Source organism: Thioclava sp. PTB-PU3-1, assembly GCF_055666785.1.
The window spans coordinates 223,292-248,623 of the sequence record NZ_JBVNVL010000004.1 but is presented as its reverse complement, the minus strand read 5'-3'; the positions used below and the strand labels follow the sequence as shown (position 1 = coordinate 248,623).

General features: G+C 64.8%; 19 protein-coding genes and 1 pseudogene. 8 read left to right on the top strand and 12 right to left on the bottom strand.

Annotated features, from left to right (window positions below):
- Positions 1–32: 32 nt before the first annotated feature.
- Positions 33–1,508, bottom strand: a complete 1,476-nt coding sequence (locus ACZ7GB_RS13035) for an MFS transporter (protein WP_472158996.1) — start codon at positions 1,506–1,508, stop codon at positions 33–35.
- Between the two features lie 513 nt (positions 1,509–2,021).
- On the opposite strand from ACZ7GB_RS13035, the gene ACZ7GB_RS13030 reads away from it, so the two are divergent.
- Complete coding sequence (locus tag ACZ7GB_RS13030) at positions 2,022–3,845, top strand: PHA/PHB synthase family protein (protein ID WP_472158995.1); 1,824 nt, start codon at positions 2,022–2,024, stop codon at positions 3,843–3,845.
- On the opposite strand, the gene ACZ7GB_RS13025 is transcribed toward ACZ7GB_RS13030, so the two are convergent.
- Both ACZ7GB_RS13025 and ACZ7GB_RS13020 read right to left on the bottom strand, forming a co-directional pair.
- The gene (locus tag ACZ7GB_RS13025) at positions 3,842–5,416 is read right to left on the bottom strand and encodes a cisplatin damage response ATP-dependent DNA ligase (RefSeq protein WP_472158993.1); all 1,575 of its coding nucleotides are present in this window, start codon (positions 5,414–5,416) and stop codon (positions 3,842–3,844) included. The genes ACZ7GB_RS13030 and ACZ7GB_RS13025 overlap by 4 nt on opposite strands.
- A pseudogene (locus ACZ7GB_RS13020) lies at positions 5,413–6,506 on the bottom strand (ligase-associated DNA damage response exonuclease). Before ACZ7GB_RS13020 ends, ACZ7GB_RS13025 begins: the two are co-directional and overlap by 4 nt.
- Positions 6,507–6,677: 171 nt before the next feature.
- Between ACZ7GB_RS13020 and ACZ7GB_RS13015 the strand changes: the two are divergent.
- Positions 6,678–7,049 (top strand): phasin family protein, encoded by a 372-nt coding sequence (locus ACZ7GB_RS13015; protein WP_165756948.1) that lies wholly within the window; start codon positions 6,678–6,680, stop codon positions 7,047–7,049.
- Positions 7,050–7,177: 128 nt separating this feature from the next.
- On the opposite strand, the gene mnmA is transcribed toward ACZ7GB_RS13015, so the two are convergent.
- A complete protein-coding gene (gene mnmA, locus ACZ7GB_RS13010; protein ID WP_274962795.1) occupies positions 7,178–8,314 on the bottom strand; it encodes a tRNA 2-thiouridine(34) synthase MnmA in 1,137 nt (378 codons plus the stop codon).
- A gap of 131 nt (positions 8,315–8,445) precedes the next feature.
- Here mnmA and sciP point away from each other — a divergent pair, with 131 nt between their 5' ends.
- The 5 genes from sciP (at position 8,446) to ACZ7GB_RS12985 (ending at position 14,069) form a co-directional block, all read left to right on the top strand.
- Positions 8,446–8,724, top strand: coding sequence for a CtrA inhibitor SciP (gene sciP, locus ACZ7GB_RS13005; RefSeq protein ID WP_078520740.1), 279 nt, complete (start codon positions 8,446–8,448; stop codon positions 8,722–8,724).
- Between the two features lie 95 nt (positions 8,725–8,819).
- Positions 8,820–9,533: a response regulator transcription factor CtrA gene (gene ctrA / locus ACZ7GB_RS13000; RefSeq protein ID WP_078520739.1), complete on the top strand. Its 714-nt coding sequence runs from the start codon at positions 8,820–8,822 to the stop codon at positions 9,531–9,533.
- 90 nt (positions 9,534–9,623) lie between these two features.
- Entirely contained in the window at positions 9,624–11,747 is a 2,124-nt protein-coding gene (gene ligA, locus ACZ7GB_RS12995; protein ID WP_472158992.1) for an NAD-dependent DNA ligase LigA, read from the top strand.
- The gene (gene recG, locus ACZ7GB_RS12990; protein WP_472158990.1) at positions 11,744–13,834 is read left to right on the top strand and encodes an ATP-dependent DNA helicase RecG; all 2,091 of its coding nucleotides are present in this window, start codon (positions 11,744–11,746) and stop codon (positions 13,832–13,834) included. Before ligA ends, recG begins: the two co-directional genes overlap by 4 nt.
- A gap of 112 nt (positions 13,835–13,946) precedes the next feature.
- Complete coding sequence (locus ACZ7GB_RS12985; RefSeq protein ID WP_255266459.1) at positions 13,947–14,069, top strand: hypothetical protein; 123 nt, start codon at positions 13,947–13,949, stop codon at positions 14,067–14,069.
- Between the two features lie 168 nt (positions 14,070–14,237).
- On the opposite strand, the gene ACZ7GB_RS12980 is transcribed toward ACZ7GB_RS12985, so the two are convergent.
- The gene (locus ACZ7GB_RS12980) at positions 14,238–14,666 is read right to left on the bottom strand and encodes an iron-sulfur cluster assembly scaffold protein (RefSeq protein WP_472158989.1); all 429 of its coding nucleotides are present in this window, start codon (positions 14,664–14,666) and stop codon (positions 14,238–14,240) included.
- Positions 14,667–14,727: 61 nt separating this feature from the next.
- On the opposite strand from ACZ7GB_RS12980, the gene hisI reads away from it, so the two are divergent.
- The gene (gene hisI, locus ACZ7GB_RS12975) at positions 14,728–15,090 is read left to right on the top strand and encodes a phosphoribosyl-AMP cyclohydrolase (protein WP_078540842.1); all 363 of its coding nucleotides are present in this window, start codon (positions 14,728–14,730) and stop codon (positions 15,088–15,090) included.
- A 28-nt stretch (positions 15,091–15,118) separates the two neighbouring features.
- Here the strand turns inward: hisI and gluQRS are convergent, their stop codons facing one another.
- From gluQRS to typA, 7 genes are all read right to left on the bottom strand, one after another.
- Entirely contained in the window at positions 15,119–15,967 is an 849-nt protein-coding gene (gene gluQRS, locus ACZ7GB_RS12970; protein ID WP_078601373.1) for a tRNA glutamyl-Q(34) synthetase GluQRS, read from the bottom strand.
- A 21-nt stretch (positions 15,968–15,988) separates the two neighbouring features.
- Complete coding sequence (locus tag ACZ7GB_RS12965) at positions 15,989–16,183, bottom strand: hypothetical protein (protein ID WP_078520734.1); 195 nt, start codon at positions 16,181–16,183, stop codon at positions 15,989–15,991.
- Positions 16,180–17,529 (bottom strand): methylenetetrahydrofolate--tRNA-(uracil(54)-C(5))-methyltransferase (FADH(2)-oxidizing) TrmFO, encoded by a 1,350-nt coding sequence (trmFO, locus tag ACZ7GB_RS12960; protein ID WP_472158987.1) that lies wholly within the window; start codon positions 17,527–17,529, stop codon positions 16,180–16,182. Before trmFO ends, ACZ7GB_RS12965 begins: the two co-directional genes overlap by 4 nt.
- A gap of 40 nt (positions 17,530–17,569) precedes the next feature.
- On the bottom strand, positions 17,570–18,346 hold the full coding sequence (locus ACZ7GB_RS12955; protein WP_472158986.1) for a hypothetical protein: 777 nt from the start codon (positions 18,344–18,346) through the stop codon (positions 17,570–17,572).
- 199 nt (positions 18,347–18,545) lie between these two features.
- Positions 18,546–20,156: a BCCT family transporter gene (locus tag ACZ7GB_RS12950; protein ID WP_472158984.1), complete on the bottom strand. Its 1,611-nt coding sequence runs from the start codon at positions 20,154–20,156 to the stop codon at positions 18,546–18,548.
- Between the two features lie 324 nt (positions 20,157–20,480).
- Positions 20,481–23,300: a DNA gyrase subunit A gene (gene gyrA / locus ACZ7GB_RS12945; protein ID WP_472158983.1), complete on the bottom strand. Its 2,820-nt coding sequence runs from the start codon at positions 23,298–23,300 to the stop codon at positions 20,481–20,483.
- Between the two features lie 148 nt (positions 23,301–23,448).
- Positions 23,449–25,266 carry a translational GTPase TypA gene (gene typA / locus ACZ7GB_RS12940; protein ID WP_472158982.1) on the bottom strand — a complete coding sequence of 606 codons (1,818 nt, stop codon included), beginning with the start codon at positions 25,264–25,266 and terminating at the stop codon, positions 23,449–23,451.
- Positions 25,267–25,332 lie beyond the last annotated feature (66 nt).

Sequence of the window (25,332 nt, the reverse complement as noted above, 5' to 3'; positions counted from 1 at the left end):
TCCCCGATTTTTCGGGTCCGGTGCAGCACTGCTCATTCGGCTGGTTCGCGTTGCTTGGATTGCGGGGCGCGGAAGCGCTCCTTGGCCGAACCGTAGGGCTCGACGGTCCGGCGCTTGCGGCGCAGCCCGTCGGCATCGCCCCGGCGCAGGCGCAGGAAATAGAGCGCCGAGAGCGGCCCCGTCGCGCCCGCAATCGCAAAGCCCCAGAGGAAGGCGTGGATCGGGATCATCTCGGCCCCTGTCGTGGTCGCCGCCGAGCCTGCGGTCAGTTCCAGCACCACGCCCGCCAGCGCGATGCCGAGCGCGAGCGAGACCTGACGGCTCATCGCGGTGAAGGCGGTGGCGGGGCTCATCTCGCGCGTATCGAGATCGGCGAACCCGATGGAGTTGATCGCGGTGAAGACGACCGATTGCGCGGCGCCACCGATCAGCAGAAGCGGGATCAGTTGCCAGTCATGGATGCTCGTCACGGTGAGGAAGCCGAAGATCGTCGCGCCGCGGATCACCGCCGCCCAGATCATCACCCATTTGAAGCCGAACCGGTCGAGGATGCGCGGCACGAAGGTCCGCAGACTGACCGCGCCCACTGCGTTCAGACCCGTCAGCGCGCCCGAGACCATCACCGAGGCCCCGAGGCCCAGTTGGAAGAACAGCGGCAGCAGCAGCGAGATCGCGCCGTTCGACAGCCGGAAGATCAGCCCGCCGGTGATCGAGACATCGAAGGTGCGATGCCGGAACAGCCGCAGATCGAGAAGCGGCTCGGACGTATTGCGCGCGCGCAGCCAGTAGAGGACGAGCAGCGCCACGCCCGCGATGCTGAGGCCCGCGGCGGCCTGCCATGGCAGGATATGCTCGCCCAGCGCGGAAAACCCGGTCATCACGGCTGCCAGCCCCACGGCAGACAGCAGGAAGCCCGGAAAATCGAACGGCTTCGTCTCGGGCGGGCCGTCGGCGGGCATGTGGCGCAGCGTCAGCCAGATCGCGAGCGCCCCCAGCGGCAGGTTCATCAGGAAGATCGAGCGCCAGCCGAGGAAGGTCGTCACCGTCGCGCCCACGAAGGGGCCCAGCGCCGGGCCGATCAGCGCGGGCAGGGTGACATAGACCATCGCGCGGGTCATCTCCTCCTTGGAGGTGTGGCGCAGCACGATCAGGCGGCCCACGGGGCTCATCATCGCGGCTCCGATGCCCTGCAACGCGCGGGCCAGCACCAGCCCGGTCAGGCTCGTCTGGATCGCACAGAGAAGCGAGGCCACGAGAAACACGCCCATCGCCGCGAGGAAAGTCCGCCGCGCCCCGATCCGGTCCGCGATCCAGCCCGAGATCGGCACGAAAGCGGCGAGCGCGATCAGATAGGTCGCCATCGCCATCTTGAGCGACAGCACCGGCACCGACAGGTCCCGCGCGATCACCGGGATCGCGGTCGCCAGAACGGTCGCGTCGATCAGCTCCATCAGGAGCGACAGCGCCACCGTCAGCGGAATGATATTGTCTCGAAGCCTGCTCAACATGACCGGGCATAGCTAGCACGCAGGCGACCGGTGTCACCCCGCGGCCGCGCGCAGGCTTGCGTGCTCTATCGCGCAGGTGAGGCGGGCAAAGAAAACCCCGCCCGAGAGGGGCGGGGAGTTGGGAGTGAAGGGGCCTGCTTCCGGGCAAGAGAGACAGGAGAACCCGGAAGCAGGTCGGGCGGAAACCCGGGCAGAGGGAAGGGTGGAGAGAGAAACCCGGCCTTTCCGTATGTCGTATCCGTATGTCGCGGGGCATCGGCAGCGGACAGCGCTCCCCGGGGGTGGCGTGTCCCGGTTTGCCATCTCGCCTTTGCCCTTGCGTCTCGAGATGTGCAGGGTGAACCGATGCAGCAATGCCTCAGTTCCGATATTTCATCCGCCTCCCGCCCATGTGAGATCGGCTCTTATTTGCGTGAAGAGTCGCGAGGGCGCGTTCTCTTGCGTCAGGTCAAACCGCTGTCATCGTTTTTGCGGTAAGTTCTGCGCGGAATCGCAACGCTAGGAGGCTGCGGGATGAAGGATATGGCCGGGGACAAGACGCCGCCGCGCAAGGGCGCAGGGAAAGCTGCGGGCAAATCTGCCAAGGCCGACACACCTCAGGCCGACGAGCATAGCGCGGCGCTGGCCTCGTTCGAACGTCTCGATCGGTTGTCTCACGCGCTGATGGGCCGGGCTGAGGGCGGGCTGTCTCCGATTTCGCTCGGGCTCGCGTTTTCCGATTGGGCGACCCATCTTGCGCTCAGCCCCGGCAAGCAGGCCGAGCTGGGCTGGAAGGCGGGCCGCAAATGGATGCACCTGATGCGCGAGATGGCGCCGCACCGGAGCGACGACGAGGGCGCGCAGCCGCTCGACCCGCTGCCGCAGGACCGCCGCTTCTCTGCGCCCGACTGGCAGAAGTTCCCGTATTCCCTCTATGCGCAGAGTTTCCTCCATGCCCAGCAATGGTGGCACAACGCCACGACGGATGTGCGCGGGGTCGAGGCGCGCCATGAACAGATGATGCAGTTCTATGCGCGGCAATGGCTCGACATGGCGTCGCCCACGAATTTCATCGCGACCAATCCGCTGGTGCTTGCCCAGACGCTGAAAGAGGGCGGGGTGAACCTCATGCGCGGGGCGCGCTATTGGGGCGAGGATGCGTTCAAGGTGATGACCGGCGACACCAAGCCGGAGCCCACGCTGATCCCGGGAACCGATGTCGCGCTGACGCCGGGCAAGGTGGTGCTGCGCAACGATCTGATCGAGCTGCTGCAATACGAGCCCAGCACGCCGAAGGTCCATTCGGTGCCGCTGCTGATCGTGCCAGCATGGATCATGAAATATTACATCCTCGATCTGGAGGAGACGAATTCGCTGATCCGCTGGCTCGTGGGGCAAGGTTTCACCGTCTTCGCGATCTCGTGGAAGAACCCCGACGAGGGCGACCGCGATCTGGGCTTCGACGATTACCGCGAAGAGGGCGTGATGGCGGCGCTCGATGCGGTCTGCGAGATCACCGGGGCGGAAAAGGTTCACGGGCTGGGCTATTGTCTCGGCGGCACGCTTCTGTCGGTCGCGGCGGCGGCGATGGCGCGCGATGGCGATGATCGGCTGGCCTCGCTCACGATGCTGGCGGCACAGGTCGATTTCACCGAGGCCGGGGAATTGAGCCTGTTCACCAATGAAGACCAACTCAGCTTGATCGAAGATATGATGTGGGAGGAGGGCTATCTCGACAAGACCGCGATGGCGGGCACTTTCACCATGCTCAAGTCGAAAGACCTGATCTGGTCGCAGGCGGTCCATACCTATCTGATGGGAGAGCGCGAGACGGATGGCGCGATGGCCTCGTGGAGCCACGACGCGACGCGGATGCCCTACAAGATGCATTCGCAATATCTGCGCCGGCTGTTTCTCGACAACGATCTGGCCGAGGGGCGGATGGATACGCGCGGCGCGCCGGTCTTCCTGCAGGATATCGAGACCCCGGTCTTTGCCGTTGCGACCCAGACCGATCACATCGCACCGTGGCATTCGGTCTTCAAGCTGACATGGTCGCTGCCGGGCGCCGTCACCTTCGCGCTGGTCTCGGGTGGGCACAATACCGGGATCGTGCGCCCGCCGGGCGCGCCGCGGGCGAGCTACCGCTTGATGGAGCACCGCCCCGGCATGCTGCACCCTTCCGCGTCGGACTGGGCCGCGGAATGCGCGCCGCGCGAAGGATCGTGGTGGGAGCCTTGGGCGAAATGGCTGCGCAAGACCGGCGACGGGCAGGAGATCGCGCCGCCGCCCATGGGCAAGGGGCGCAAGTATCGCCCGCTTTGCGACGCGCCGGGGGAGTATGTGCTGATCCGCTAGGGCTGGGTCACCTCGGGCAGCATCGCGCGCAGCGTCTCGATCCGGTCGGCCTCGGCGGCGGGTTTGTCCCAGCGGATGCGCGAGATGCGCGGGAAGCGCATCGCGACGCCGGATTTGTGCCGGGTGGAGCGGTTGAGCCCTTCGAAGGCCACTTCCACCACCAGATCGGGCGACAGGGACCGCACCGGGCCGAAGCGTTCCACGGTGTGATTGCGCACGAAACGGTCGAGGTTGCGCAGCTCCTCGTCGGTGAAGCCGGAATAGGCCTTGCCCACGGGCACGAGCCGGTCACCGTCCCAGACGCCGAAGGTGAAATCGGAATAGAAGCCCGAGCGTTTGCCATGCCCTCGTTGAGCGTAGAGGATCACCGCATCGATGATGCGCGGATCGCGTTTCCACTTGAACCACGGCCCCTTGGGGCGGCCCGCCATATAGGGCGTTTCGCGGCGTTTGAGCATCACGCCTTCGATCACCACTTCGGGCGGGTCTTTGCGAAGGGCGGCAAGGTCGTCCCACGTCTCGAAAGGCAGCAGCTTCGAGACGTCGAAGCGCTCCGGGTTCAACTCTGAGACGAAGGCCTCCAGCCGCGTGCGGCGGGTGTCGAAGGGCAGGGCGCGCAGATCTTCCTCGCCCTCGATCAGGATGTCGTAGAGGCGCAGCGCCGCCGGATGCGAGGCCAGCATCGCCTTGCCCGGAGACTTCCGCCCCAGCCGCTTTTGCAGATCGCCGAAGGGCGCGACCTGTTCGCCGCGCCGCACGATCAACTCGCCATCGAGCGCGCCGTCGAACGCCATATGTGCCACCACATCGGGAAAGGCGCCGGAGATATCCTCGCCGGTGCGCGAATAGAGCCGCCGCTCGCCGCCCTCCGCCACCGCTTGCACTCTGATGCCGTCCCATTTCCACTCGGCGGCGAAGTCGCCGGGCGACAGATCGGTCAGCGCGTCGAGATCGGTCGGCGTCGAGAGCATCACGGGCCGGAACGGCGCAAAGCCCGCGCGCTCGGGTTTCTCGCCGCCTTCGATCCAGTCGAAAAGCGGCTGATAGGGCGGCGAGAGCCCGTGCCAGATTTCCTCGATCTCCTCCAGCTCTGGCGTGCCGACCGAGGCCAGCGCCACCCGCGCGAGCCGCGCCGAGACGCCCACGCGCAGCCCCCCGGTCGCGAGTTTCAAGAGCGCATAGCGTTCCGAGGGTTCCAGCCGATCCAGCCAACCCGCGATCAGAGGCCCGACGCGGGTTTTGGGCGTGTCCTGCAAGGTCTCGACGATCTCGACCAGATCGACGTCCTGGGCGGTGTTCTCCTGCGGCCAGATCAGCGCGATCGTCTCGGCCAGATCGCCCACGTAGTCATAGGACAGCGCGAAGAGCTCGGGATCGACCCGCTCGCCCACCATGGCGCGCAGGACCGCAGGCTGCGCGCGGCCCAGTTCCAGCTCTCCGGTCAGGGCCGCCAGCGCATAACCGCGCTCGGGGTCGGGCGCGTGGCGCAGGTAATCGGCCAGCACGCTCAGCTTGGCATTGCGCCCCGGCGTGAAGGCGAGCCGTTCGAGGAGGACCGCGAAGGCTTTCATTCCGGCTCCTCCTCATAGCCTACGAGATGCAGCGGGCGGGCCACGCGCCCCTCCAGTTCGGCCCAGCGCATCAGCGCCTCCTCGCGGCCATGGGTGATCCACAGCTCGGACGGGTCGATCTCGCGCACCGTGCGCGTCAGGTCGACCCAGTCGATATGGTCCGAGATCACCAGCGTTAGTTCGACGCCGCGCTGGCGGGCACGGGCGCGGATCTGCATCCAGCCCGAGGCGAAAGAGATCACAGGATCGGCAAAGCGCTGCACCCAAGGCGAGGAAAAGGCGGAGGGCGGCGCGATCACCAGCGCCTCGCGCAAGCCCCGCGCCTCGGCCTTGTCCATCGTGGCAGGGCGCAGATCGCCCAAGGGGATGCCCTGCTCGATGTGATAGTCGCAAAGCTTTTGCAGCGCGCCATGGATATAGATCGGCGCGTCGTAGCCCGCCTCGCGCGCGAGCATGATCACCCGCTGCGCCTTGCCCAGCGCATAGGCGCCCACTAGATGCGGGCGCTCCGGCGCGGCGCGCATGGAGTCCATCAGCTTGGCCATCTCGTCGGCCGGGTCGGGATGTTTGAACACCGGGAGCGCGAAGGTGGCTTCGGTAATGAACGTATCGCAGGGCACCGGCTCGAAGGGCGCGCAGGAGGGATTGGCCACGCGCGCGTAATCGCCCGACGCCACGATCCGCTGCCCGCGATGCGTGATCGCGATCTGCGCGGAGCCCAGAACATGCCCCGCCGGGTGAAAGCTGACATCCACGCCGCCTACGGAGAGCGGCCCCTCATAGGCTTGCCGCTGACCGGCGAAATCTTCGCCGTAGCGGATCGCCATGATCTCCAGCGTCTGGCGCGTGGCCAGCACATGCCCGTGGCCTGCGCGCGCGTGATCGGCATGGCCATGCGTGGGGAGAGCGGGTGTAAAAGGGGGGAGGGGGGGGAAGGTGGGAGGGACCGCCCCCCTCCCCCTCCCCCCCCCCCCCCCCCCTCCCCCCCCCCCCCCCCCCCCCCCGCCACGGGGCGACTCGGGTCGATATAGAAATTGCCGCTAGGGCAGTAGAGCCCTTCGGGGCGCGGGATCAGAAGCGGCTCGGCCATCGGTCCTTCACTTACGCTAACGCTCGAAATGCATACGCGGGCGCGCGATCTCGGCCCAAATTTTCGGCATTTGCCTTGAGCCAAGCTTTTCGCGCTACGATTGTTCCAAATCAAACGCTGTGCGCCGCACCCATGCTACGCTCGCGCCATCCAGTCACAAGGGAGGCTGACATGGCACAGAAGAAATCCGCACCCGGTATGAACATGGCTGGCTGTATGCCAGTGCCGGATATGGGGTCGGTAAGCTCGGTGATGGCACCGCAGCTCAAGATGATGGAATCGATGATCGCGCAGAATATCGAGCTGCTCGAGTTTCTGAAGACCCGCTTCGAGCGCGACCAGGAGATGGTCACCCAGTTGGCGGAAACGCCCGATCCGATGCGCGCGATGAGCCTCTGGGGCGAATTCTGGCAGCGCACGGCCAGCGATTACACCGCCGAGATGACGAAGCTCGCGACCTCGATGACGGGGATTGCGGAGCGCGCGGTGCGCTCGGCCACCGAAGAGGGCGAAGCGCTCGCCAAGGCGGTCGGAAAAAAGTGACGACTCGGGTCGGCAAGCACGGGGTGAGCCTCGGAGACGTGCCGGTCTGAGTGATCCGACAGATAGTTAGGCGCGGCAAGCTAGACGGGCTCGCCGCGCGCAGTGCTGTTTGCGGGCCTATTCGGCGCTTACTTCTTGTAGATCCAGCCACCGCCGAAGATGCGGCTGTCCTCGGGCGCGTAGAACACGCAGGCCTGACCGGGGCTGACGCCTTCCTCTGGCACGACCAGTTCGACTTCCGCCTCGGTTTCCGAGATCGGACGGATGATCGCTTCGCGCGGCGGGCGGGTCGAGCGGACCTTGACCTTCAGATGCCACTCCTTGCGCGAGGTGAAGGGCTCGTCGCCCAGCCAGTTGATCTCGCGCACCGGGATGGTGCGGGTGGACAGCGCCTCTTTCGGGCCGACGACCACATGGCGGGTGTCCGGATCGAGCTTCACCACGTAAAGCGGGTCTTCGAGACCGCCGATGCCGAGCCCGCGCCTCTGGCCAATCGTGTAATGGATCACGCCGCGATGCTGGCCGAGCACATTGCCCTGCATATCCACGATATCGCCGGGATCGGCAGCACCAGGCCGCAGCTTCTCGATGACGCTCGCGTAATTCCCGTTCGGCACAAAGCAGATATCCTGACTGTCGGGCTTGTCGGCCACGGCCAGCCCGTATTTCGCAGCCAGCTCCCGCGTCGCGTCCTTCGAGGGCAGGTGACCCAGCGGGAAGCGCAGGTAATCGAGCTGCTCGGGCGTGGTCGAGAACAGGAAATAGCTCTGGTCGCGGTTCGCATCGGCTGCGCAATGCAGCTCCGGCCCGGCCGCACCGTCCTTGCGCTGGATGTAATGGCCCGTCGCCATGCAATCGGCGTCGAGGTCCTTCGCCGTCTCCAGCAGGTCCTTGAACTTCACGCGCTCGTTGCAGCGGATGCAGGGCACCGGCGTCGCGCCGCCCAGATAGGCGTCGGCGAATTCGTCGATCACCGCCTCGCGGAAGGTGTTCTCGTAATCGAGCACGTAATGCGGAAAGCCCATTTCCTCGGCCACGCGGCGCGCATCGTGGATGTCCTGCCCGGCGCAGCACGCGCCTTTCTTGGCCAGCGCCGCGCCATGGTCGTAAAGCTGCAGCGTCACGCCCACCACGTCATAGCCTTCCTCGGCCAGCTTGGCGGCCACGACCGAGCTATCGACGCCGCCCGACATGGCGACGACGACGCGGGTGTCCGCGGGCGGTTTGGCGAAACCGAGCGAATTGAGCGGCAGATCCTTGGGCATGATGAAGCGTCCTTTAACGAGACGTGCAGCAATATAGGAAAATGCGACCCACTCTCAACCCCGCGTTTCACGCAGTGTTAAGGGCCCGCGCGCCAGTGTGGCCGGCGTGAAGAGCTTGAAGGGGTGAGCCCATGTATCTCAAGAAAGTCGATGGTCCGCGCGCGGTGACCCTCGCCGACGGCACGATCCTGACGCGCGCGGATCTGCCCTCTCCGAAAACCCGACGATGGGTGGCGAGCCGGAAAGCGGTGATCGTGCAGGCGGTCGCGCATGGGTTGATCGCCCGCGACGAGGTTCTGGAGCGCTATGCGCTCTCTGATGAGGAATTGGATCTCTGGATCGAGGGTGTCGAAAGGCACGGGATTCAAGGTCTTAAAGTCACCGCGATCCAGAAATTGAAACAACTTTAGATTGCGATGTAACGGAAACGTGACAAGGTAACCCGGTGTTAACCATTTGGTGTAAGTCTCGACCCCGATCGAGGGATTAATGCGGAGAACCCAGGATGCGGATTTTATTGGTGGAAGACGACCCGACGACGTCGCGCAGTATCGAATTGATGCTGACGCACGCGAATCTCAACGTCTACTGCACCGATCTGGGGGAGGAAGGAATCGATCTCGCGAAGCTCTACGATTACGATCTGATCCTGCTCGACCTCAATCTTCCCGACATGAACGGGCACGAGGTGCTACGGCAATTGCGTCTGGCCAGGATCGACACGCCGATCCTGATTCTCACCGGCGCGGACGACACCGAGAACAAGATCAAGGGATTCGGCTTCGGCGCCGATGACTACATGACCAAGCCGTTTCATCGCGAGGAATTGGTGGCGCGCATTCACGCGATCATCCGCCGGTCCAAAGGTCATGCCCAATCGATCATCCGCACCGGCAAGATCTCGGTCAATCTCGATGCGAAGACGGTCGAGGTCGACGGCAAGCCGGTGCATCTGACTGGCAAGGAATACCAGATGCTCGAACTGCTCAGCCTCCGGAAGGGCACGACCCTGACGAAGGAGATGTTCCTCAACCACCTCTATGGCGGCATGGATGAGCCCGAATTGAAGATCATCGACGTCTTCATCTGCAAACTGCGCAAGAAGCTGGCCGATGCCACCGAGGGCGAAAATTACATCGAAACCGTCTGGGGCCGCGGCTATGTGCTGCGCGATCCCGACCCGTCCGAGTTGGAACGTCGCATCGCTATGGGTGCCTGACTTCCCTCAAGCCGATGATCTCCGTCGTCACGGCTCTTTACGCCCCCTCGGCGCTTGCCTAAACCAAGGTCAGCACGAGGGGGTCTTTTTATGTCCGAGCCAAGCCGCACCGAGATCGACGCGCTGAGCGAGGCCGAGGCCCGCGCCGAGCTGCCCGAGCTGATCGAGAAGATCGCGGCGGCCAATACTGCCTATCACACCCATGACGCGCCCGAGATTTCGGATGCGGAGTATGACGCGCTCAAGCAGCGGCTCGCGGCGATCGAGGCGAAATTCCCCGCGCTGAAATCAGACCAATCGCCCAGCGAACAGGTGGGCGGGCAGCTGGCCGAAGGCTTCGGCAAGATCACCCATGCCGTCCGCATGATGAGCCTCGCCAACGCGTTCTCCGACGAGGACGTGACCGAATTCGACGAGAGCATCCGCAGCTTCCTCGGCCTGAAAACGGATGCCCCGCTCAACTACACGGCCGAGCCGAAGATCGACGGTCTGTCGCTGTCGATCCGCTACGAACACGGCAAGCTGATCCACGCGGCCACGCGCGGCGACGGCGCGGTTGGCGAAAACGTCACCGAGAATGCCCGCACCATCGACGATATTCCGACGTCGATCGCGGACGCGCCGGAGGTGCTGGAAGTCCGCGGCGAGGTCTATATGAGCCACGCCGATTTCGAGGCGCTCAATACCCGAAACGAGGCCGCGGGCGAAAAGCGTTTCGCCAATCCGCGCAATGCCGCCGCCGGATCGCTGCGTCAGCTCGACCCGAAAGTCACCGCCGCGCGCCCGCTGAAATTCTTCGCCTATGCCTGGGGCGAGCTGTCCGCGCCGCTGGCCGAGACCCAGATCGACGCCATTGCGCGGCTGCAATCCCTCGGCTTCCAGACCAACCCGATGACCGAGCTATGCAACGGCCCCGCCGATATGCTTAGCCATTACCGCGAGATTGAGGCGAAGCGCGCCACGCTCGGCTACGATATCGACGGCGTCGTTTACAAGGTGAACGACCTCGCGTTGCAGCGGCGTCTGGGCTTCCGCTCGACCACGCCGCGTTGGGCGATCGCGCATAAATTCCCCGCCGAGCTTGCCTGGACGCAGCTCGAAGGGATCGACATTCAGGTCGGTCGCACCGGGGCGCTCTCGCCGGTCGCGCGGCTGACCCCGGTGACCGTGGGCGGCGTCGTCGTCTCGAACGCGACGCTGCATAACGAGGATTACATCGCCGGGCGCGATTCGAAGGGCGCCGAGATCCGCGGCGGCAAGGATATTCGCATCGGCGATTGGGTGCAGGTCTATCGCGCGGGCGACGTGATCCCGAAAATCGCCGATGTGGACCTCACGCGCCGCCCCGACGATGCGGTGCCCTACGACTTCCCGACCCATTGCCCCCGCTGCGGCTCCGAGGCGATCCGCGAAGAAGGCGACGCGGTGCGCCGCTGCACGGGCGGTCTGATCTGCCCCGCGCAAGCCGTGGAAAAGCTGAAACATTTCGTCTCCCGCGCGGCTTTCGACATTGAAGGGCTCGGCGCGAAACAGGTCGAGCAATTCTACGAGGACGGCTGGATCAAGGAGCCCGCCGACATCTTTACGCTGGAAGAGCGCTACGGTCAGGGCCTCCAGCAACTCAAGAACCGCGAGGGTTGGGGCGAGAAATCCGCGCGCAATCTCTTTGCCGCCATCGCCGAGAAACGCACGATCCCGCTGCAACGGCTGATCTTCGCGCTCGGCATCCGCCATGTCGGTGAGACCAGCGCCGGGATGCTCGCGACTCATTACGGCACATGGGAGACATTCGAGGCCGCGATGACGCAGGCAGACTGCGGGCAGGGCCCGGAATGGGACGATCTGATCTCGATCGACGGGGTGGGCGAGACGCTCGCGACCTCGGTCGTGACGACCTTCCAGCAAGAAGCCGAGCGTGCCTCGATCGACCGGCTCACCGCGCATCTGAGCGTCGAGGAGGCCGAGAAGCCGAAGTCCGACAGTCCGGTTTCGGGCCTTACGGTCGTTTTCACCGGCACGCTGGAGAAGATGACGCGGGCCGAGGCGAAGGCGCGGGCCGAGGCACTTGGTGCGAAAGTCTCGGGCTCGGTCAGCGCCAAGACCGACCTGCTCGTCGCAGGGCCCGGCGCGGGCTCGAAAGCCAAGAAAGCGGCCGAATTGAACATCCGCGTCATCGACGAGGATGAATGGATTGCGCTCGCGGGGGGCGCATGAGCACGCGGCCCGCAGAGCTTTTCGAGCTCTTCGCCGAGCTCGACAGCCTTGCGGGCGTCGGTCCGAAAACGGCCAAGCATTTCGAAGGGTTGGGGATCACCCGCCCGCGCGATGTGCTGTTTACCTTGCCCTATTCGGTGATCGATCGCCGCCCCGTCGCGACCGTGCAGGGCGTGCCTGCAGGCACCACCGTCACCGTCGAAGTGACCATCGGCGCTCATAGCCCCGCGCGCAAACAAGGCGCGCCGGATCGGGTTCTGTGCCATGACGCGCAGGGCGATATCACGCTGGTTTTCTTCCGCGCGCGCGGCGACTGGCTCGCGAAACAGATGCCCAACGGGGCGCGGCGGATCATTTCGGGCAAGCTCGAAATCTACGACGGGCAGGCGCAGATCGTGCATCCCGACTACATCCTGCCGCCCGAAAATGCGGGTGAGATGCCCCGGTTCGAGCCGGTCTATCCGCTCACCGCGGGCGTCACGCAAAAGCTGATGGCGAAGGCGGCGGAGGGGGCCTTGGCGCGCGCGCCCGACCTGCCGGAATGGATCGACGATGCGCTCAAGCGCCGCGAGGGCTGGCCCGACTGGCAGGATGCGGTGAAAACGGCGCATCACCCTGAAAAGATTGACGATCTTTCGACCACCGCGCCGGCGCGCGCGCGTCTCGCCTATGACGAGCTTTTCGCCCACCAGATGACGCTAGCGCTCGCGCGGCGCCAGTCGCGGCGCAAGAAGGGCCGCGTGACGCGCGGGACGGGCAAGCTTTCGGCGCAGGTGCTGGCGAGCTTGCCTTACAAGCCGACCGGCGCACAGACCCGCGCGATTGCCGAGATCGCGGGCGATCTGGGCTCCGAGCGGCGGATGAACCGGCTGCTGCAGGGCGATGTCGGCGCGGGTAAAACGCTGGTCGCCTTCATGGCGCTTCTGACGGCGGTCGAGGCTGGCGGGCAGGGCGTGATGATGGCGCCCACGGAAATCCTCGCGCGCCAGCATCTCGAAGGTCTGGCGCCGCTGGCCGAGGCGGCGGGCGTCCGGCTGGAGATCCTGACCGGGCGCGACAAGGGGGCGGAGCGGGCGCGCAAGCTCGCCGATCTGGCCTCGGGCGCGATCGGCATCCTCGTCGGCACCCATGCGGTTTTTCAGAAAGACGTGGAATTTCAGGATTTGCGGCTTTCCGTGATCGACGAGCAGCATCGCTTCGGCGTGGCGCAGCGGATGGAGCTGGGCGCCAAGGGGCAGGCGGTCGACGTGCTGGTGATGACCGCCACACCGATCCCGCGCTCGCTCGCGCTTGCGCAATATGGCGATATGGATGTGAGCCTCTTGGACGAAAAGCCGCCGGGCCGGACGCCGGTCAAGACCGCGCTTGTCGCGATGGAGCGGATGGGCGAGGTGGTCGAACATCTGCGCAAAGCGGTGGCCGAGGGGCGGCAGGCCTATTGGGTCTGCCCGCTGGTCGAAGAAAGCGAGCGTGTCGATCTGAGCTCTGCGACCGACCGTTTTCTGGCGCTGCGCGCGGCGCTTGGCGACGATGTCGTGGGGCTGGTTCACGGCCAGATGCCGTCGGCCGAGAAAGACGCTGCCATGGCGGCCTTCGTGAAGGGGCAGACCCGGGTGCTCGTCGCGACGACGGTGATCGAGGTGGGCGTAAACGTGCCCAACGCGTCGATCATGGTGATCGAGCGGGCCGAGAGCTTCGGTCTCGCGCAGCTCCACCAACTGCGCGGGCGGGTCGGGCGTGGGGCTGCGGCCTCGACCTGCCTGATGATCTACCAGACGCCCTTGAGCGAGACGGCCGAACGGCGCCTGTCGATCCTGCGCGAAAGCGAGGACGGGTTCCGCATCGCCGAGGAAGACCTCGCCATGCGCGGGGCGGGCGATGTGATCGGCACGGCACAGTCGGGCCTGCCGCGCTTTCGCGTGGCTGACCTCGAACGCCAGGCCGGTCTGATGGCGGTGGCGCAGTCGGATGCGCGCAAGCTCCTGTCCGACGATCCCGAGTTGAGCGGCCCGCGCGGACAGGCGGCGCGGGTGCTGCTGTGGCTGATGGAACAGGACCGCGCGATCCGTCTGATCGGCATCGGCTGAGCCCCGTTCGACTCACGTTCTCACCCAGTGTTCTCAAATGTTCCTAAAAAGTTCTTTACACGCGACGTCAATTATGAGAACAAAGTAGCAACAGAGGGAATGGAGGTGCCAGATGGCCAAGGAAATCAAGGAACTTCTCGACCGCAATCACAGCACACTGCTGGCCGACGCCGTGGGGGGCATCGCGCTTTGCGCAAGCTTCATCATGGCGCTTTGGCTGCCGGGGCTCCTCTAAGCCCGACCTGTCTCATCGTTACTGCCTCGCGCTTTTTGGCTGCCGCACCTGTCCCAAACCTGCGGCTTCGCCTGTCCCCCAGGCCCGCCTGTCCGTAAAGCGCAACTTCAGCCGCCGCTCTTTCGAGTGGCGGCTTTTTTTATCGCGAGAGAGGTGGAGGTTAGCGGCTCAGCACTGCTCGAGCGCTTCGAGCGTCGCCTCGGGGGCGAGCAGGATCGAGCCATGCCGGTTGGGGTAGTCGCGCGCGGCTTGCAGAACCTCATACTCGCCAAAAGGCGCATCGGGGACGGGGCCGCCCTTGAGCATCTCGGCCAGCTGATCGCGCAGCTTCGCAACCTCGTCGTGCGTGCGACCCACGACCTGCGCCCCGAAGATCGCAGCCGAGGCCTGACCCAGCGCACAGGCATGGACGGTCTGGCTATAACCGGTCACGCGGCCATCCGTGCAGGTCAGAGAAACCTCGACCGTGGAGCCGCACAGCGGCGCGCGCTTGCGCACGGTCACGTCGGGCTCGGGGAGCGGATCGGTGCCCGGCATATCGGCGGCGAGCGCCAGAATACGCTGCGAATAGAGCTTGATCAGATCGGTGTCGCTCATCTCTTTCCCCTTCGGCCCGTCCGGCGTAGATAGGACCTGAGCCACAGGAAGGAAAGAGCCGATGCCATTCGATCCCGCCAGCTTGACCTATGACGCCAACGGTTTGATCCCCGCGATCGCGCAGGATGCGCTCTCGGGCGATATCCTGATGATGGCATGGATGAACGCGGAAAGCGTCGCGAAGACACTTGAAACAGGGCGCGTAACCTATTGGTCGCGCTCACGGAAATCGTTCTGGGTGAAGGGCGAGACCTCGGGCCATGTGCAGCGCCTGCGCGAGATGCGGGTGGATTGCGACCGCGACGCGCTTCTGGTTCTGGTCGAGCAGGAAGGCCCGGCCTGCCACACCAATCGCAGGTCGTGCTTCTACACCGCGATCCGCGATGGCGAAGAGGTCGAGATCCTCACGCCGATGGAAGATTGAGAGCGGCCCTTCGGGGAGGATATTTCCGTCAAGAGGAAGCGGGCAGCCCGACCATGCGGCGAATGTCGCCCGGGGTGGCCCCGTCCTCGCGGTATTTCGCGATGGCGCGGGCGTCGTCGCGCTTCGCGAGGCGTTTTCCACTCTCGTCACGGATTAGCTCGTGATGGCAATAAGTTGGCGTCGGAAGTTCAAGCATCGCTTGAAGCAGAACATGGATCTGCGTGGCGTCGAACAGGTCCGCGCCGCGGGTGACATGAGTAATGGCTTGCGCGGCATCGTCGAGCACGACTGCGAGATGATAGGACGTGCCCATCTCGCGCCGCGCGAGCACGACATCGCCCACCTTGTCGATCAGATCGGCGCGGGAGACGTTATGCGTGCCTTTGTGCAGCGCGCAGATTTCCTCGAAACGGATATCGCGGGCGGCACGGATCATGTTCAGGCGTAGCGCGCTGTCGGGCAGCGGAGCCCCGGGGCGACGCGCGCCGCGCTCGCGGCAGGTGCCGGGGTAGATCAGACCGTCGGGCCCGTATTGCACGCCTTCCTGCGGTGCGGAGGCTGCCGCCTCGATATCACGCCGCGTGCAGGTGCAGGCAAAGAGAAGGTCTCTTTCCCAAAGTGTTTCAAGGGCTTCGCGATAGATGTTCAAGCGGTCCGATTGGCGGAGAACCGGCCCGTCCCAGGTCAGCCCAAGCCAGCGCAGATCGTCATAGATTTGCTCTTCCCAATGCGGTCGCGCGCGGCTTTGGTCGATATCTTCGATCCGCAGCAGGAACTGGCCGCCGGCCTTGCGTGCCATGTCATGCGCGAAGATCGCACTATAGGCATGGCCCAGATGCAGCGGGCCCGTTGGCGAGGGGGCGAAGCGTGTGATCATTGACGCGCGCACCCCGCCAAATCAGCCGCCCGCGCGGCGATCCGCATGCGCCTGATAGATCAGGATCCAGGCGAGCAGGATGAACATCGGATGCGTCAGCCCGCCCGAGAAGATGATCGCCGGAATCCAGATCACGAAGACGAGGATCGCGAGGAAGATGCGTCCGATCAGAACGATAGAAAGCGGCGGCAGAAACAGGGCCAGTACGTAATTCATACAGTCTCTCCTTGCTGCGCCAGCCAGACGCCGAAGACCGTCTTGGCGCGATCGGTATAGGCCTTGTAGCGGTCTTTGCGGCCACGCCGCCCGCCCTTGGCGTCGATCGGCGGGAAGAGCCCGAAATTGACGTTCATCGGTTGGAACGTCTTCGCCTCGGCCCCGCCGGTGATGTGGGTGATCAACGCCCCCATCGCGGTTTCGGGTCCCGGGGGCGGCAGTTCGCGGCCTTGAAGTTCGGCAGCGGCCATACGACCCGCCAGCAGCCCCATCGCGGCGCTCTCGACATAGCCCTCGACGCCGGTGATCTGTCCGGCGAAGCGCAGGTTCGGGTGCGATTTCAGCCGCATCTGGGCATCGAGCAGTGTAGGCGAGTTGATGAAGGTGTTGCGGTGGATGCCGCCGAGACGCGCGAATTTGGCATCCTGAAGCCCCGGAATCATCCGGAAAACATCGGCTTGCGCGCCGTACTTCATCTTGGTCTGGAAGCCCACGATATTGTAGAGCGTGCCGAGCGCGTTGTCGCGGCGCAGCTGCACGACGGCCCAGGCCTTGGTTTGCGGATCGTGTTCGTTGGTCAGACCGACCGGCTTCATTGGCCCGTGGCGCAGGGTTTCACGGCCGCGTTCTGCCATGACCTCGATGGGCAGGCAGCCGTCGAAATAGCCCGCAGTTTCGCCCTCGTGGAACTCGGTCTTGTCGGCCGCGAGAAGCGCGTCGATGAAGGCTTCGTATTCGTCCTTCGTCATCGGACAGTTGATATAGGCGGTGCGCTCTTCCTCGGTCTCGCCCTTGTCGTAGCGCGACTGACGCCACGCGACGGACATGTCGATCGTGTCGGCATAGACGATGGGCGCGATGGCGTCGAAGAAGGCCAGACGCTCTTCGCCGGTCGCTTGCAGGATCGCTTTGCCCAAGGATTCCGAGGTCAGCGGGCCGGTCGCGAAGATCCATTTGCCACTTGAAGGAAGCTCGGTAACTTCTTCCTCGGTAAAGGAAATGTTCTCATGGGCGCGCAGCGCCTCGGTCACGGATTGCGTAAACGCCTCGCGGTCCACGGCGAGCGCACCACCTGCGGGCAGACGATGCTGCCGCGCCGTGTCCATGATCAGCCCGTTCGCGGCGCCCATTTCCCAATGGAGCTGACCCACGGCGTTGCGCTCGTGATCGTCCGAGCGGAACGAGTTCGAGCAGACCATCTCGGCATAGTTGCCGGTCTGGTGCGCAAAGGTTTCGACCTTGGGCCGCATTTCATGCAGCACCACGCGGATGCCGGCATTCGCCGCTTGCCAGGCCGCTTCCGAGCCCGCCATGCCACCGCCGACGATATGGAGTTCTTCTGTCATGGCCGCTCATGTAGTGGTCAAAGCGGAAAAAGGGAAGTGCTCAGTCCAGGGCGAAGGTACCACGCGCGAAGAGGCCGTCGAGCGGGCGGATCGGCGCGAAGCTCTGGTTGCGTACGCCGTGACCGCGCGGGCCGAAGCGCACTGTGAGGCCGAGGGCGAGACGCGTCTCGTCGCGGCTGTCGGGGCGGCCGGTAAAATGGGCGCGCTCGATGCGGGTGAAGAGCATCGCGGGGCCGTCGCCCAGCCGGTGGCGCAACCCGAGCGCGGCGATGGTCTCGCGGGCGCTGAAGGCAAGTTCGGAGATGTCGACGACGGAAAGCCCTGCGGTCAGCGTCGTGCGCGGGCTGACGTCCCACCGTGCGGCGAGGCCCGCGAAGACGTAATCGTTGCTGCCGGGTTTGACGGTGCCGAGCCCGCCGCGCGCCGAGACGCTGCCGCGCGTGCCCACGGCCCAGATCGCTTCGGCGCCGAGCGCATAGGCCGTCTGGCTGGCGTGGCTGGTGTCGGAGACGGCGGCGAAGAGCCCGTATTTCGCGCGCTCCGTGGGCGCCATGTAGAGATGCGCCGCCAGATCGCCACGCCAGCGCGGACCGGCATCATTTGCGCCGAGGTCGAGTTGCAGCCCATGCGCTGAGGTCAGGGCGAAATCGGCGCTCAGATCGGCGCGGGCGGTTCCAAAGTCGCCGGTGGAGTTCTGGATCGTCAGCTCGGCCCCGGTGAAGCCGAGCGCGCTTTGGGCGAGCGCGGGGCCAGCGCCGACGGCTGCGGCGAGACAGAAAACGGCGCCCCGCAGGGCAGAGACAGGAGCGTGGCGCATGATCGGACCTCGTGACGCGGAAACTGAACAAGGCCGAACTTCGCCGGCTGCGCTTCGGGCTCATGCTCCGCTGCGGCTTCGATCTCTTTTGGCAGGCGGACGGGTCTTAAGGAAGGGTTAAACTTTCTAATGGGTTAACGGCCCGGAGCGTTTCCACTCCGGGCCGTTCGATTGGGTCTGACCTCGGGATCGCGCGCGATCAGAAATCGTCCAGCTTGGGCCGCTTCCCGATCGAGACGTGGTCGATATCCTCCAGCGCAAAGCCCTTTATGATCGAGGGGATCATCATCGAGACCAATATGAAGATCGGCAGGCCCACGACCGTGATGACCTGCTGCAGTGCGGTCAGCCCCGCATCGCCCGCCAGCACGATCAGCATCGCCGCGACGAGGCCCTCTGCTGCGCCCCAGAAGACGCGCTGATGGACCGGGCCCGGCGTCGGTGTGCCGGTGCAGAGCATATCGACCACGAGGGACGCCGAGTCCGACGAGGTTGCGAAGAAGATCGCGACCACGATCACCGCGATGCCTTGGACGATATGGACGAAGGGGAAATGCTCGAAGAAGGCGAACATCGCGAGCGGAACGCTATCCGAGACCGCTTGCGACAATTGCCCCGCCTGATCGCCCATCGCATCGCGGGCGGCCTGACCGATGCCGTCGAACTCCATCGCCTGCCAGCCGAAGATCGCGAACCAGATCAGAGTGAAGAGCGAGGGCGCCAGCAGCACGCCAAAGACGAATTCGCGCACCGTGCGGCCGCGCGAGATGCGGGCCACGAACAACCCGATGAAGGGCGACCAAGTCACCGTCCAGGCCCAGTAGAACACCGTCCACGAGCCCTGCCAGCCCCAGCCGGGCGTGTCGGGGTTCTCGTTGGCCAGCATGTCGTTCCAGAAGGCCAGATGCGGCAGGTTGGTGAGATAGAGGCCGACGGTCTGCACGATCCCGCGCAGCAGGAACAGGGTCGAGCCGAAGATCAGCACGAAGACCATCAGCCCCACGGCCATGCCGATATTGATGTTCGACAGCAGCTTCACGCCCTTGTCGAGCCCCGCCACGATCGAGGTGATCGCCACGGCGGTCAGCACCGTCAGGATCGCGATCTTGACGAACGTGCCGTCGCCCGTACCCAGAAGCGCGTCCAGGCCAGCGGCGATCTGGCTGGAGCCGAGGCCGAGCGAGACGGCGACGCCGAACAGCGTGCCGAGGATCGAGGCGATGTCGATCGCTTTGCCGATCGGCCCGTTGATGCCCTCTTTCAGCAGCGGATAGAACACCGAAGACACCCGCACCGGCAGGTCGTAGCGGTTGATGAAATAGGCGAAGCCAAGCCCCGGCAGCGTGAAGATTGTCCAGGTGTGCAGGCCGAGGTGATAGACCGCGATGGAGATCGCGTCTTTCGCGGCCTCGTCGGAATAGGGCTCGACGCCCGGCAGCGGCGGCTTAGAGAAATGGCTCATCGGCTCGGCCACGCCCCAGAACATCAGAACCGTGCCGATGCCGCCCGCGAAGAGCATCGTGAACCATGACAGATTGCCGTATTCGGGGCGGCTGTCCCTCGGACCCAGCCGGATATGGCCGTGGCGCGACAGTGCGGCCCAGATCAGAAACCCGAGCCAGATGTTGACGCCGAGGATGAAGAACCAGCCGAGATTGGTGACAATCCAAGAACGGCCCGTGGCGAACGCATCGCCAATCGGGCCGGGGAAGATGACAAGCGCGAGCACGAAGAGGATCGTGAAGCCTGCTGATACGAAAAAAATGGTGGGGTCGGTTCGTAGGCCGAGCCTGTCTGCAAAGGCTTTCATGAAACTCTCCCTGTTTCTAATAGTGCAACCGCAACGGGTGGCTTCAGGGGTGGTTCCGCGCAGACGGGACATTGGAGAAAAGAAAAAATGGAAACGGCCCGGCGCGTGGCCGGGCCGCAACATCGGAATGCGTCTGCAATTAGAAGGTGGGTCGGTAGCGGAGCAGCTTCTTGTTCGAGCCTTTGCCGAGCGCCACGCGCCCGCCGAAGTTCCAGACGTCGACCCCGTCCTGTAACAAGAAAAAGCCCCCGTCCTTGCGGAGCGGGGGCTTGATTTCATTGCTTTTTGCGAAGCCGTTCCGAATTGGGAACAGCCCGTACGGGATCAGCTTTCGCTATCCGGCGTGCCGCCGCCACCCTCGGAGGCGTTCGGCGCGTCCGGCGCATCGGTCGACCCTTCGGCGTCCGGCTCCAGATCGTCGTCCTCACCCTGATCGGCGATCCGCGCGACCGAGACCACGACCTCGCCCTTGGCGGTGTTGAACACACGCACGCCACCGGCAGAGCGCGAGCGGAAGGAGATGTCTTCCACCGGGCATCGGATCGACTGACCCGTCGAGGTGGCGAGCATGATCTGATCGCTCATCTCGACCGGGAAGGAGGCCACCAGCGGGCCGCCCCGCATCGCCTTGTCGATCGCCGTCACGCCCTGACCGCCACGACCGCGGGTCGGGTAGTCGTGCGACGACGAGATCTTGCCGGAGCCCTTGGACGTGATCGTCAGGATCAGATCCTCGGCGGCGGACATCTCGGCGTAGCGTTCGGTCGAAAGCTGACCTTCGGCCACGGCTTCCTCGTCCTCGTCCGGCTCGATCTCTTCCTCGGTGACGCCCGCCATCAGGCGACGCTGCTTGAGATAGGCCACGCGCTCTTCCGAAGTGGCCTCGAAGTGGCGGATGACCGACATCGAGACGACCTCGTCATCGCCTTTCAGCTTGATGCCGCGCACACCGACAGAGTTGCGCGAGTTGAACACGCGCACTTCCGGCACGGGGAAGCGGATCGCGCGACCGCTGGCGGTGACCAGCATCACGTCGTCGTCCTCGGAACAGATGCGCGCATTGATCAGGCGCATGCCTTCGTTCTCGTCCTCGAATTTCATCGCGATCTTGCCGTTGCGCATGACGTTGGTGAAATCCGACAGGCGGTTGCGGCGCACGGTGCCCTTGGAGGTCGCGAAGACCATCTGCAGGTCGTCCCATTCCGCCTCGTCGCGATCGACCGGCGTGATCGCCGCGATCGAGACACCGGTGGGGATCGGCAGGATGTTGACGATCGCCTTGCCCTTGGACTGGCGCGAGCCGAGCGGCAGCTGCCAGCACTTCATCTTGTAGACCATGCCGCCGGTCGTGAAGAACAGAAGCTGCGTATGGGTGTTGGCGACGAACAGCGTGGTGACCGTGTCGTCATCCTTCAGCGCGCCCCCGGAAAGCCCCTTGCCGCCGCGCTTTTGCGAGCGGAAATCGGCGAGCGGCGTGCGCTTGATGTAGCCGCCCTGGGTGACCGTCACGACCATGTCTTCGCGCTCGATCAGGTCTTCGTCGGCCATGTCGCCGGCCCAGTCGATGATCTCGGTGCGGCGCGGCACGGCAAACAGCTCGCGCACTTCGCGCAGCTCGTCGGCGATGATGGCCATGATCCGCTCGCGCGAGGCGAGGATGGCGAGGTATTCGCGGATCTTCTCGGCCAGTTGGGCGAGTTCGTCCGTGACTTCCTTCACGCCGATCTGGGTCAGGCGCTGCAGGCGCAGATCGAGGATCGCGCGGGCCTGCGTCTCGGACAGGTTGTAGGTGCCGTCATCGTTGACCGGATGCAGCGGATCGTCGATCAGCTTGAGATATTCGACGATGTCATGCGCGGGCCAGCGGCGCTCCATCAAGCGGGCGCGGGCCTCTGCCGCATCGGCCGAGGAGCGGATGGTGGCGACGACCTCGTCCACGTTCGACACTGCCACGGCCAGACCGCACAGCACATGGCTGCGCTCGCGCGCTTTGCGCAGTTCGAACGCGGTGCGGCGCGCCACAACTTCCTCGCGGAAGCTGATGAAATAGCTGAGGAATTGGCGCAGCGTCAGCTGCTCGGGGCGGCCGCCGTTCAGCGCCAGCATGTTGCAGCCGAAGGAGGTCTGCATCTGCGTGAAGCGGAAAAGCTGGTTGAGCACCACATCCGGGGTCGCGTCGCGCTTCAGCTCGATCACGACGCGCACGCCGACGCGGTCGGATTCGTCGGCGATGTTCGAGATGCCTTCGAGCTTCTTCTCGCGCACGAGATCGGCGATCTTTTCGATCATCGCCGCCTTGTTCACCTGATAGGGAATCTCGTCCAACACGATCGCGAAGCGGTCCTTGCGGATCTCTTCCACGCGGGTCTTCGCCCGGATGATGACCGAGCCACGACCTTCAAGGTAAGCCTTGCGCGCGCCGCCACGGCCCATGATCAGGCCGCCGGTGGGGAAGTCGGGGGCGGGGACGATCTCCATGATCGCCTCGTCCGACATGTCGGGGTTGTCGATCAGCGCCAGCGTCGCGTCGCAGACCTCGCCGAGGTTATGCGGCGGAATGTTGGTCGCCATGCCGACAGCGATACCGCCCGCGCCGTTGACCAGCATGTTCGGGAAGCGCGCCGGAAGCACCGTCGGTTCTTCCTGCTTGCCGTCGTAGTTGTCCTGGAAATCGACCGTGTCTTTCTCGATATCGGCGAGAATGTAATTGGCCGGTTTCGCCATGCGCACTTCGGTGTAGCGCATCGCCGCCGCGTTATCGCCGTCCATCGAGCCGAAGTTGCCCTGACCGTCGAGCAGAGGCAGCGACATCGAGAAGGGCTGCGCCATGCGCACCAACGCGTCGTAGATCGCGGCGTCGCCATGCGGGTGATACTGACCCATCACGTCGCCGACCGGACGTGCCGATTTGCGATAGGGCTTGTCGAAGGTGTTCCCGGTCTCGTGCATCGCAAACAGGATGCGCCGGTGAACGGGCTTCAGACCATCGCGCAGATCGGGGATCGCGCGGCTCACGATCACGCTCATCGCGTAATCGAGATAGGCGGTTTTCATCTCGTCCGCGATGGACACAGTGGGGCCGAGATAAGCGGGCCGCCCGGGGCCTTCTTCTTCGGTTTCCGGCGGTTCAGGAGTGTCGGTCACGCGCGCCTCGATATTCTAGATATTGTTGTGGAACCTTATAAAGGCCGCAAGCGGCGGGTGCAATCATGGAGAAGGCCCCGGCGGGTGCGCGGGGCCTTCTTCGTGACGTCAGCTTGCGGTGTTCCGGTGCGGCGCGGGCCGCAACCGATCACGCTTCGCGCGCGGCGCGCTTACGCTCGTGCGGATCGAGGTGCAGTTTGCGCAGTCGGATCGACTTCGGCGTGACCTCGACGAGTTCGTCATCGTTGATATAGGCGATGGCTTCTTCGAGCGACATCCGCGTCGGGGGCGTCAGGCGGACCGCTTCATCCGTGCCGGAGGCGCGGACGTTGGTCAGCTTCTTGCCCTTGAGCGGATTCACTTCGAGATCGTTTTCGCGCGAATGCTCGCCGATGATCATGCCGATGTAGACCTGCTCCTGCGCGCCGATGAACAGCTTACCGCGTTCTTCGAGGTTCCACAGCGCGTAGGCGACCGATACGCCATTCTCCATCGAGATCAGCACGCCCTGACGGCGGCCGTCGATCGGGCCCTTGTAAGGGGTCCAGCCGTGGAACAGGCGGTTGAGCACGCCCGAGCCGCGGGTATCGGTCAGGAACTCGCCCTGATAGCCGATCATGCCGCGCGAGGGAACATGGGCCACGATGCGGGTCTTGCCACCCTCGGCCGGGCGCATCTCGGCCAGCTCGCCCTTGCGGTAGCCGGTCAGTTTCTCGATCACGACGCCGGAATATTCCTCATCCACGTCGATGATGACTTCCTCGATCGGCTCCATGCGCTGGCCGTCTTCCTCGCGGAAGATCACCTTCGGGCGCGAGATCGACAGCTCGAACCCTTCGCGGCGCATGTTCTCGATAAGAACGCCCATCTGAAGTTCGCCGCGGCCCGAGACCACGAAGGCGTCGCCGCCGGGGGTGTCCTCGACGCGGATCGCGACGTTGGTTTCGGCCTCTTTCATCAGGCGGTCGCGAATGATGCGCGACTGGACCTTCGAGCCGTCCTTACCGGCGAGCGGCGAGTCGTTGATGCCGAAGGTCACCGAGATCGTCGGCGGATCGATCGGCTGCGCGTCGATCGGGGTGTCGACTTCGGGCGCACAGAGCGTGTCGGCCACGGTCGCCTTGGTCATGCCCGCGACGGTGACGATGTCGCCTGCGACGGCTTCGTCGATCGGCTGCTGCGACAGGCCACGGAAGGCGAGGATCTTGGTGCAGCGGAAGGCTTCGATGCGGTCGCCCTTGCGCGAGAGCGCCTTGAGCTGATCGCCGACCTTCAGCGTGCCCGCCTCGATGCGGCCCGTGAGGATGCGCCCGATGAACGGGTCGGCCGAGAGCGTGGTGGCCAGCATCTGGAAGGGCTCGTCGGCGCGGAATTCCTGCTTCGGCGGCTCGACATGCTTCAGGATCAGGTCGAACAGCGCGTCGAGGTTCTCGCGCGGGCCGTCCAGCTCTTCGTCGCACCAGCCGCCGATGCCGGAAGCATAAAGGTGCGGGAAGTCGAGCTGCTCTTCATCTGCGTCGAGGTTCGCGAAGAGGTCGAACACCTCGTCGAGCGCGCGATCGGGCTCGGCTGCGGGCTTGTCGACCTTGTTGAGCACCACGATCGGCTTGAGGCCGAGCGCGAGCGCTTTCGAGGTCACGAATTTGGTCTGCGGCATCGGGCCTTCGGCTGCGTCCACCAGCAGCACTACACCGTCTACCATCGACAGGATACGCTCAACCTCGCCGCCGAAATCGGCGTGGCCGGGAGTGTCGACGATGTTGATGCGGGTGCCTTTCCACTCGACCGAGGTGGCCTTGGCGAGAATGGTGATGCCGCGTTCGCGTTCGATGTCGTTGCTGTCCATCGCGCGTTCGGCGACGGCTTGGTTTTCACGGAAAGCGCCCGATTGGCGCAGAAGCTGGTCCACGAGCGTCGTCTTGCCGTGGTCCACGTGAGCGATGATCGCAATGTTGCGAAGGTCCATGGGAGGTCGTCCTGTTCTTGAGTTGCCCCGCCCATAAAGGAAAGATCGCCTCTCGGCTAGCCCCCA

Coding starts and splice junctions, on each gene's coding strand:
- gluQRS (WP_078601373.1), bottom strand. CDS start 15,967: ATGATCACACGCTTCGCCCCCTCGCCAACGGGCCCGCTGCATCTGGGC.
- ACZ7GB_RS12955 (WP_472158986.1), bottom strand. CDS start 18,346: ATGCGCCACGCTCCTGTCTCTGCCCTGCGGGGCGCCGTTTTCTGTCTC.
- trmFO (WP_472158987.1), bottom strand. CDS start 17,529: ATGACAGAAGAACTCCATATCGTCGGCGGTGGCATGGCGGGCTCGGAA.
- recG (WP_472158990.1), top strand. CDS start 11,744: ATGAGCACGCGGCCCGCAGAGCTTTTCGAGCTCTTCGCCGAGCTCGAC.
- ACZ7GB_RS12985 (WP_255266459.1), top strand. CDS start 13,947: ATGGCCAAGGAAATCAAGGAACTTCTCGACCGCAATCACAGCACACTG.
- hisI (WP_078540842.1), top strand. CDS start 14,728: ATGCCATTCGATCCCGCCAGCTTGACCTATGACGCCAACGGTTTGATC.
- ACZ7GB_RS13035 (WP_472158996.1), bottom strand. CDS start 1,508: ATGTTGAGCAGGCTTCGAGACAATATCATTCCGCTGACGGTGGCGCTG.
- ACZ7GB_RS13030 (WP_472158995.1), top strand. CDS start 2,022: ATGAAGGATATGGCCGGGGACAAGACGCCGCCGCGCAAGGGCGCAGGG.
- ACZ7GB_RS12980 (WP_472158989.1), bottom strand. CDS start 14,666: ATGAGCGACACCGATCTGATCAAGCTCTATTCGCAGCGTATTCTGGCG.
- ACZ7GB_RS13015 (WP_165756948.1), top strand. CDS start 6,678: ATGGCACAGAAGAAATCCGCACCCGGTATGAACATGGCTGGCTGTATG.
- ACZ7GB_RS12965 (WP_078520734.1), bottom strand. CDS start 16,183: ATGAATTACGTACTGGCCCTGTTTCTGCCGCCGCTTTCTATCGTTCTG.
- ACZ7GB_RS13025 (WP_472158993.1), bottom strand. CDS start 5,416: ATGAAAGCCTTCGCGGTCCTCCTCGAACGGCTCGCCTTCACGCCGGGG.
- ACZ7GB_RS12950 (WP_472158984.1), bottom strand. CDS start 20,156: ATGAAAGCCTTTGCAGACAGGCTCGGCCTACGAACCGACCCCACCATT.
- typA (WP_472158982.1), bottom strand. CDS start 25,266: ATGGACCTTCGCAACATTGCGATCATCGCTCACGTGGACCACGGCAAG.
- mnmA (WP_274962795.1), bottom strand. CDS start 8,314: ATGCCCAAGGATCTGCCGCTCAATTCGCTCGGTTTCGCCAAACCGCCC.
- sciP (WP_078520740.1), top strand. CDS start 8,446: ATGTATCTCAAGAAAGTCGATGGTCCGCGCGCGGTGACCCTCGCCGAC.
- ctrA (WP_078520739.1), top strand. CDS start 8,820: ATGCGGATTTTATTGGTGGAAGACGACCCGACGACGTCGCGCAGTATC.
- ligA (WP_472158992.1), top strand. CDS start 9,624: ATGTCCGAGCCAAGCCGCACCGAGATCGACGCGCTGAGCGAGGCCGAG.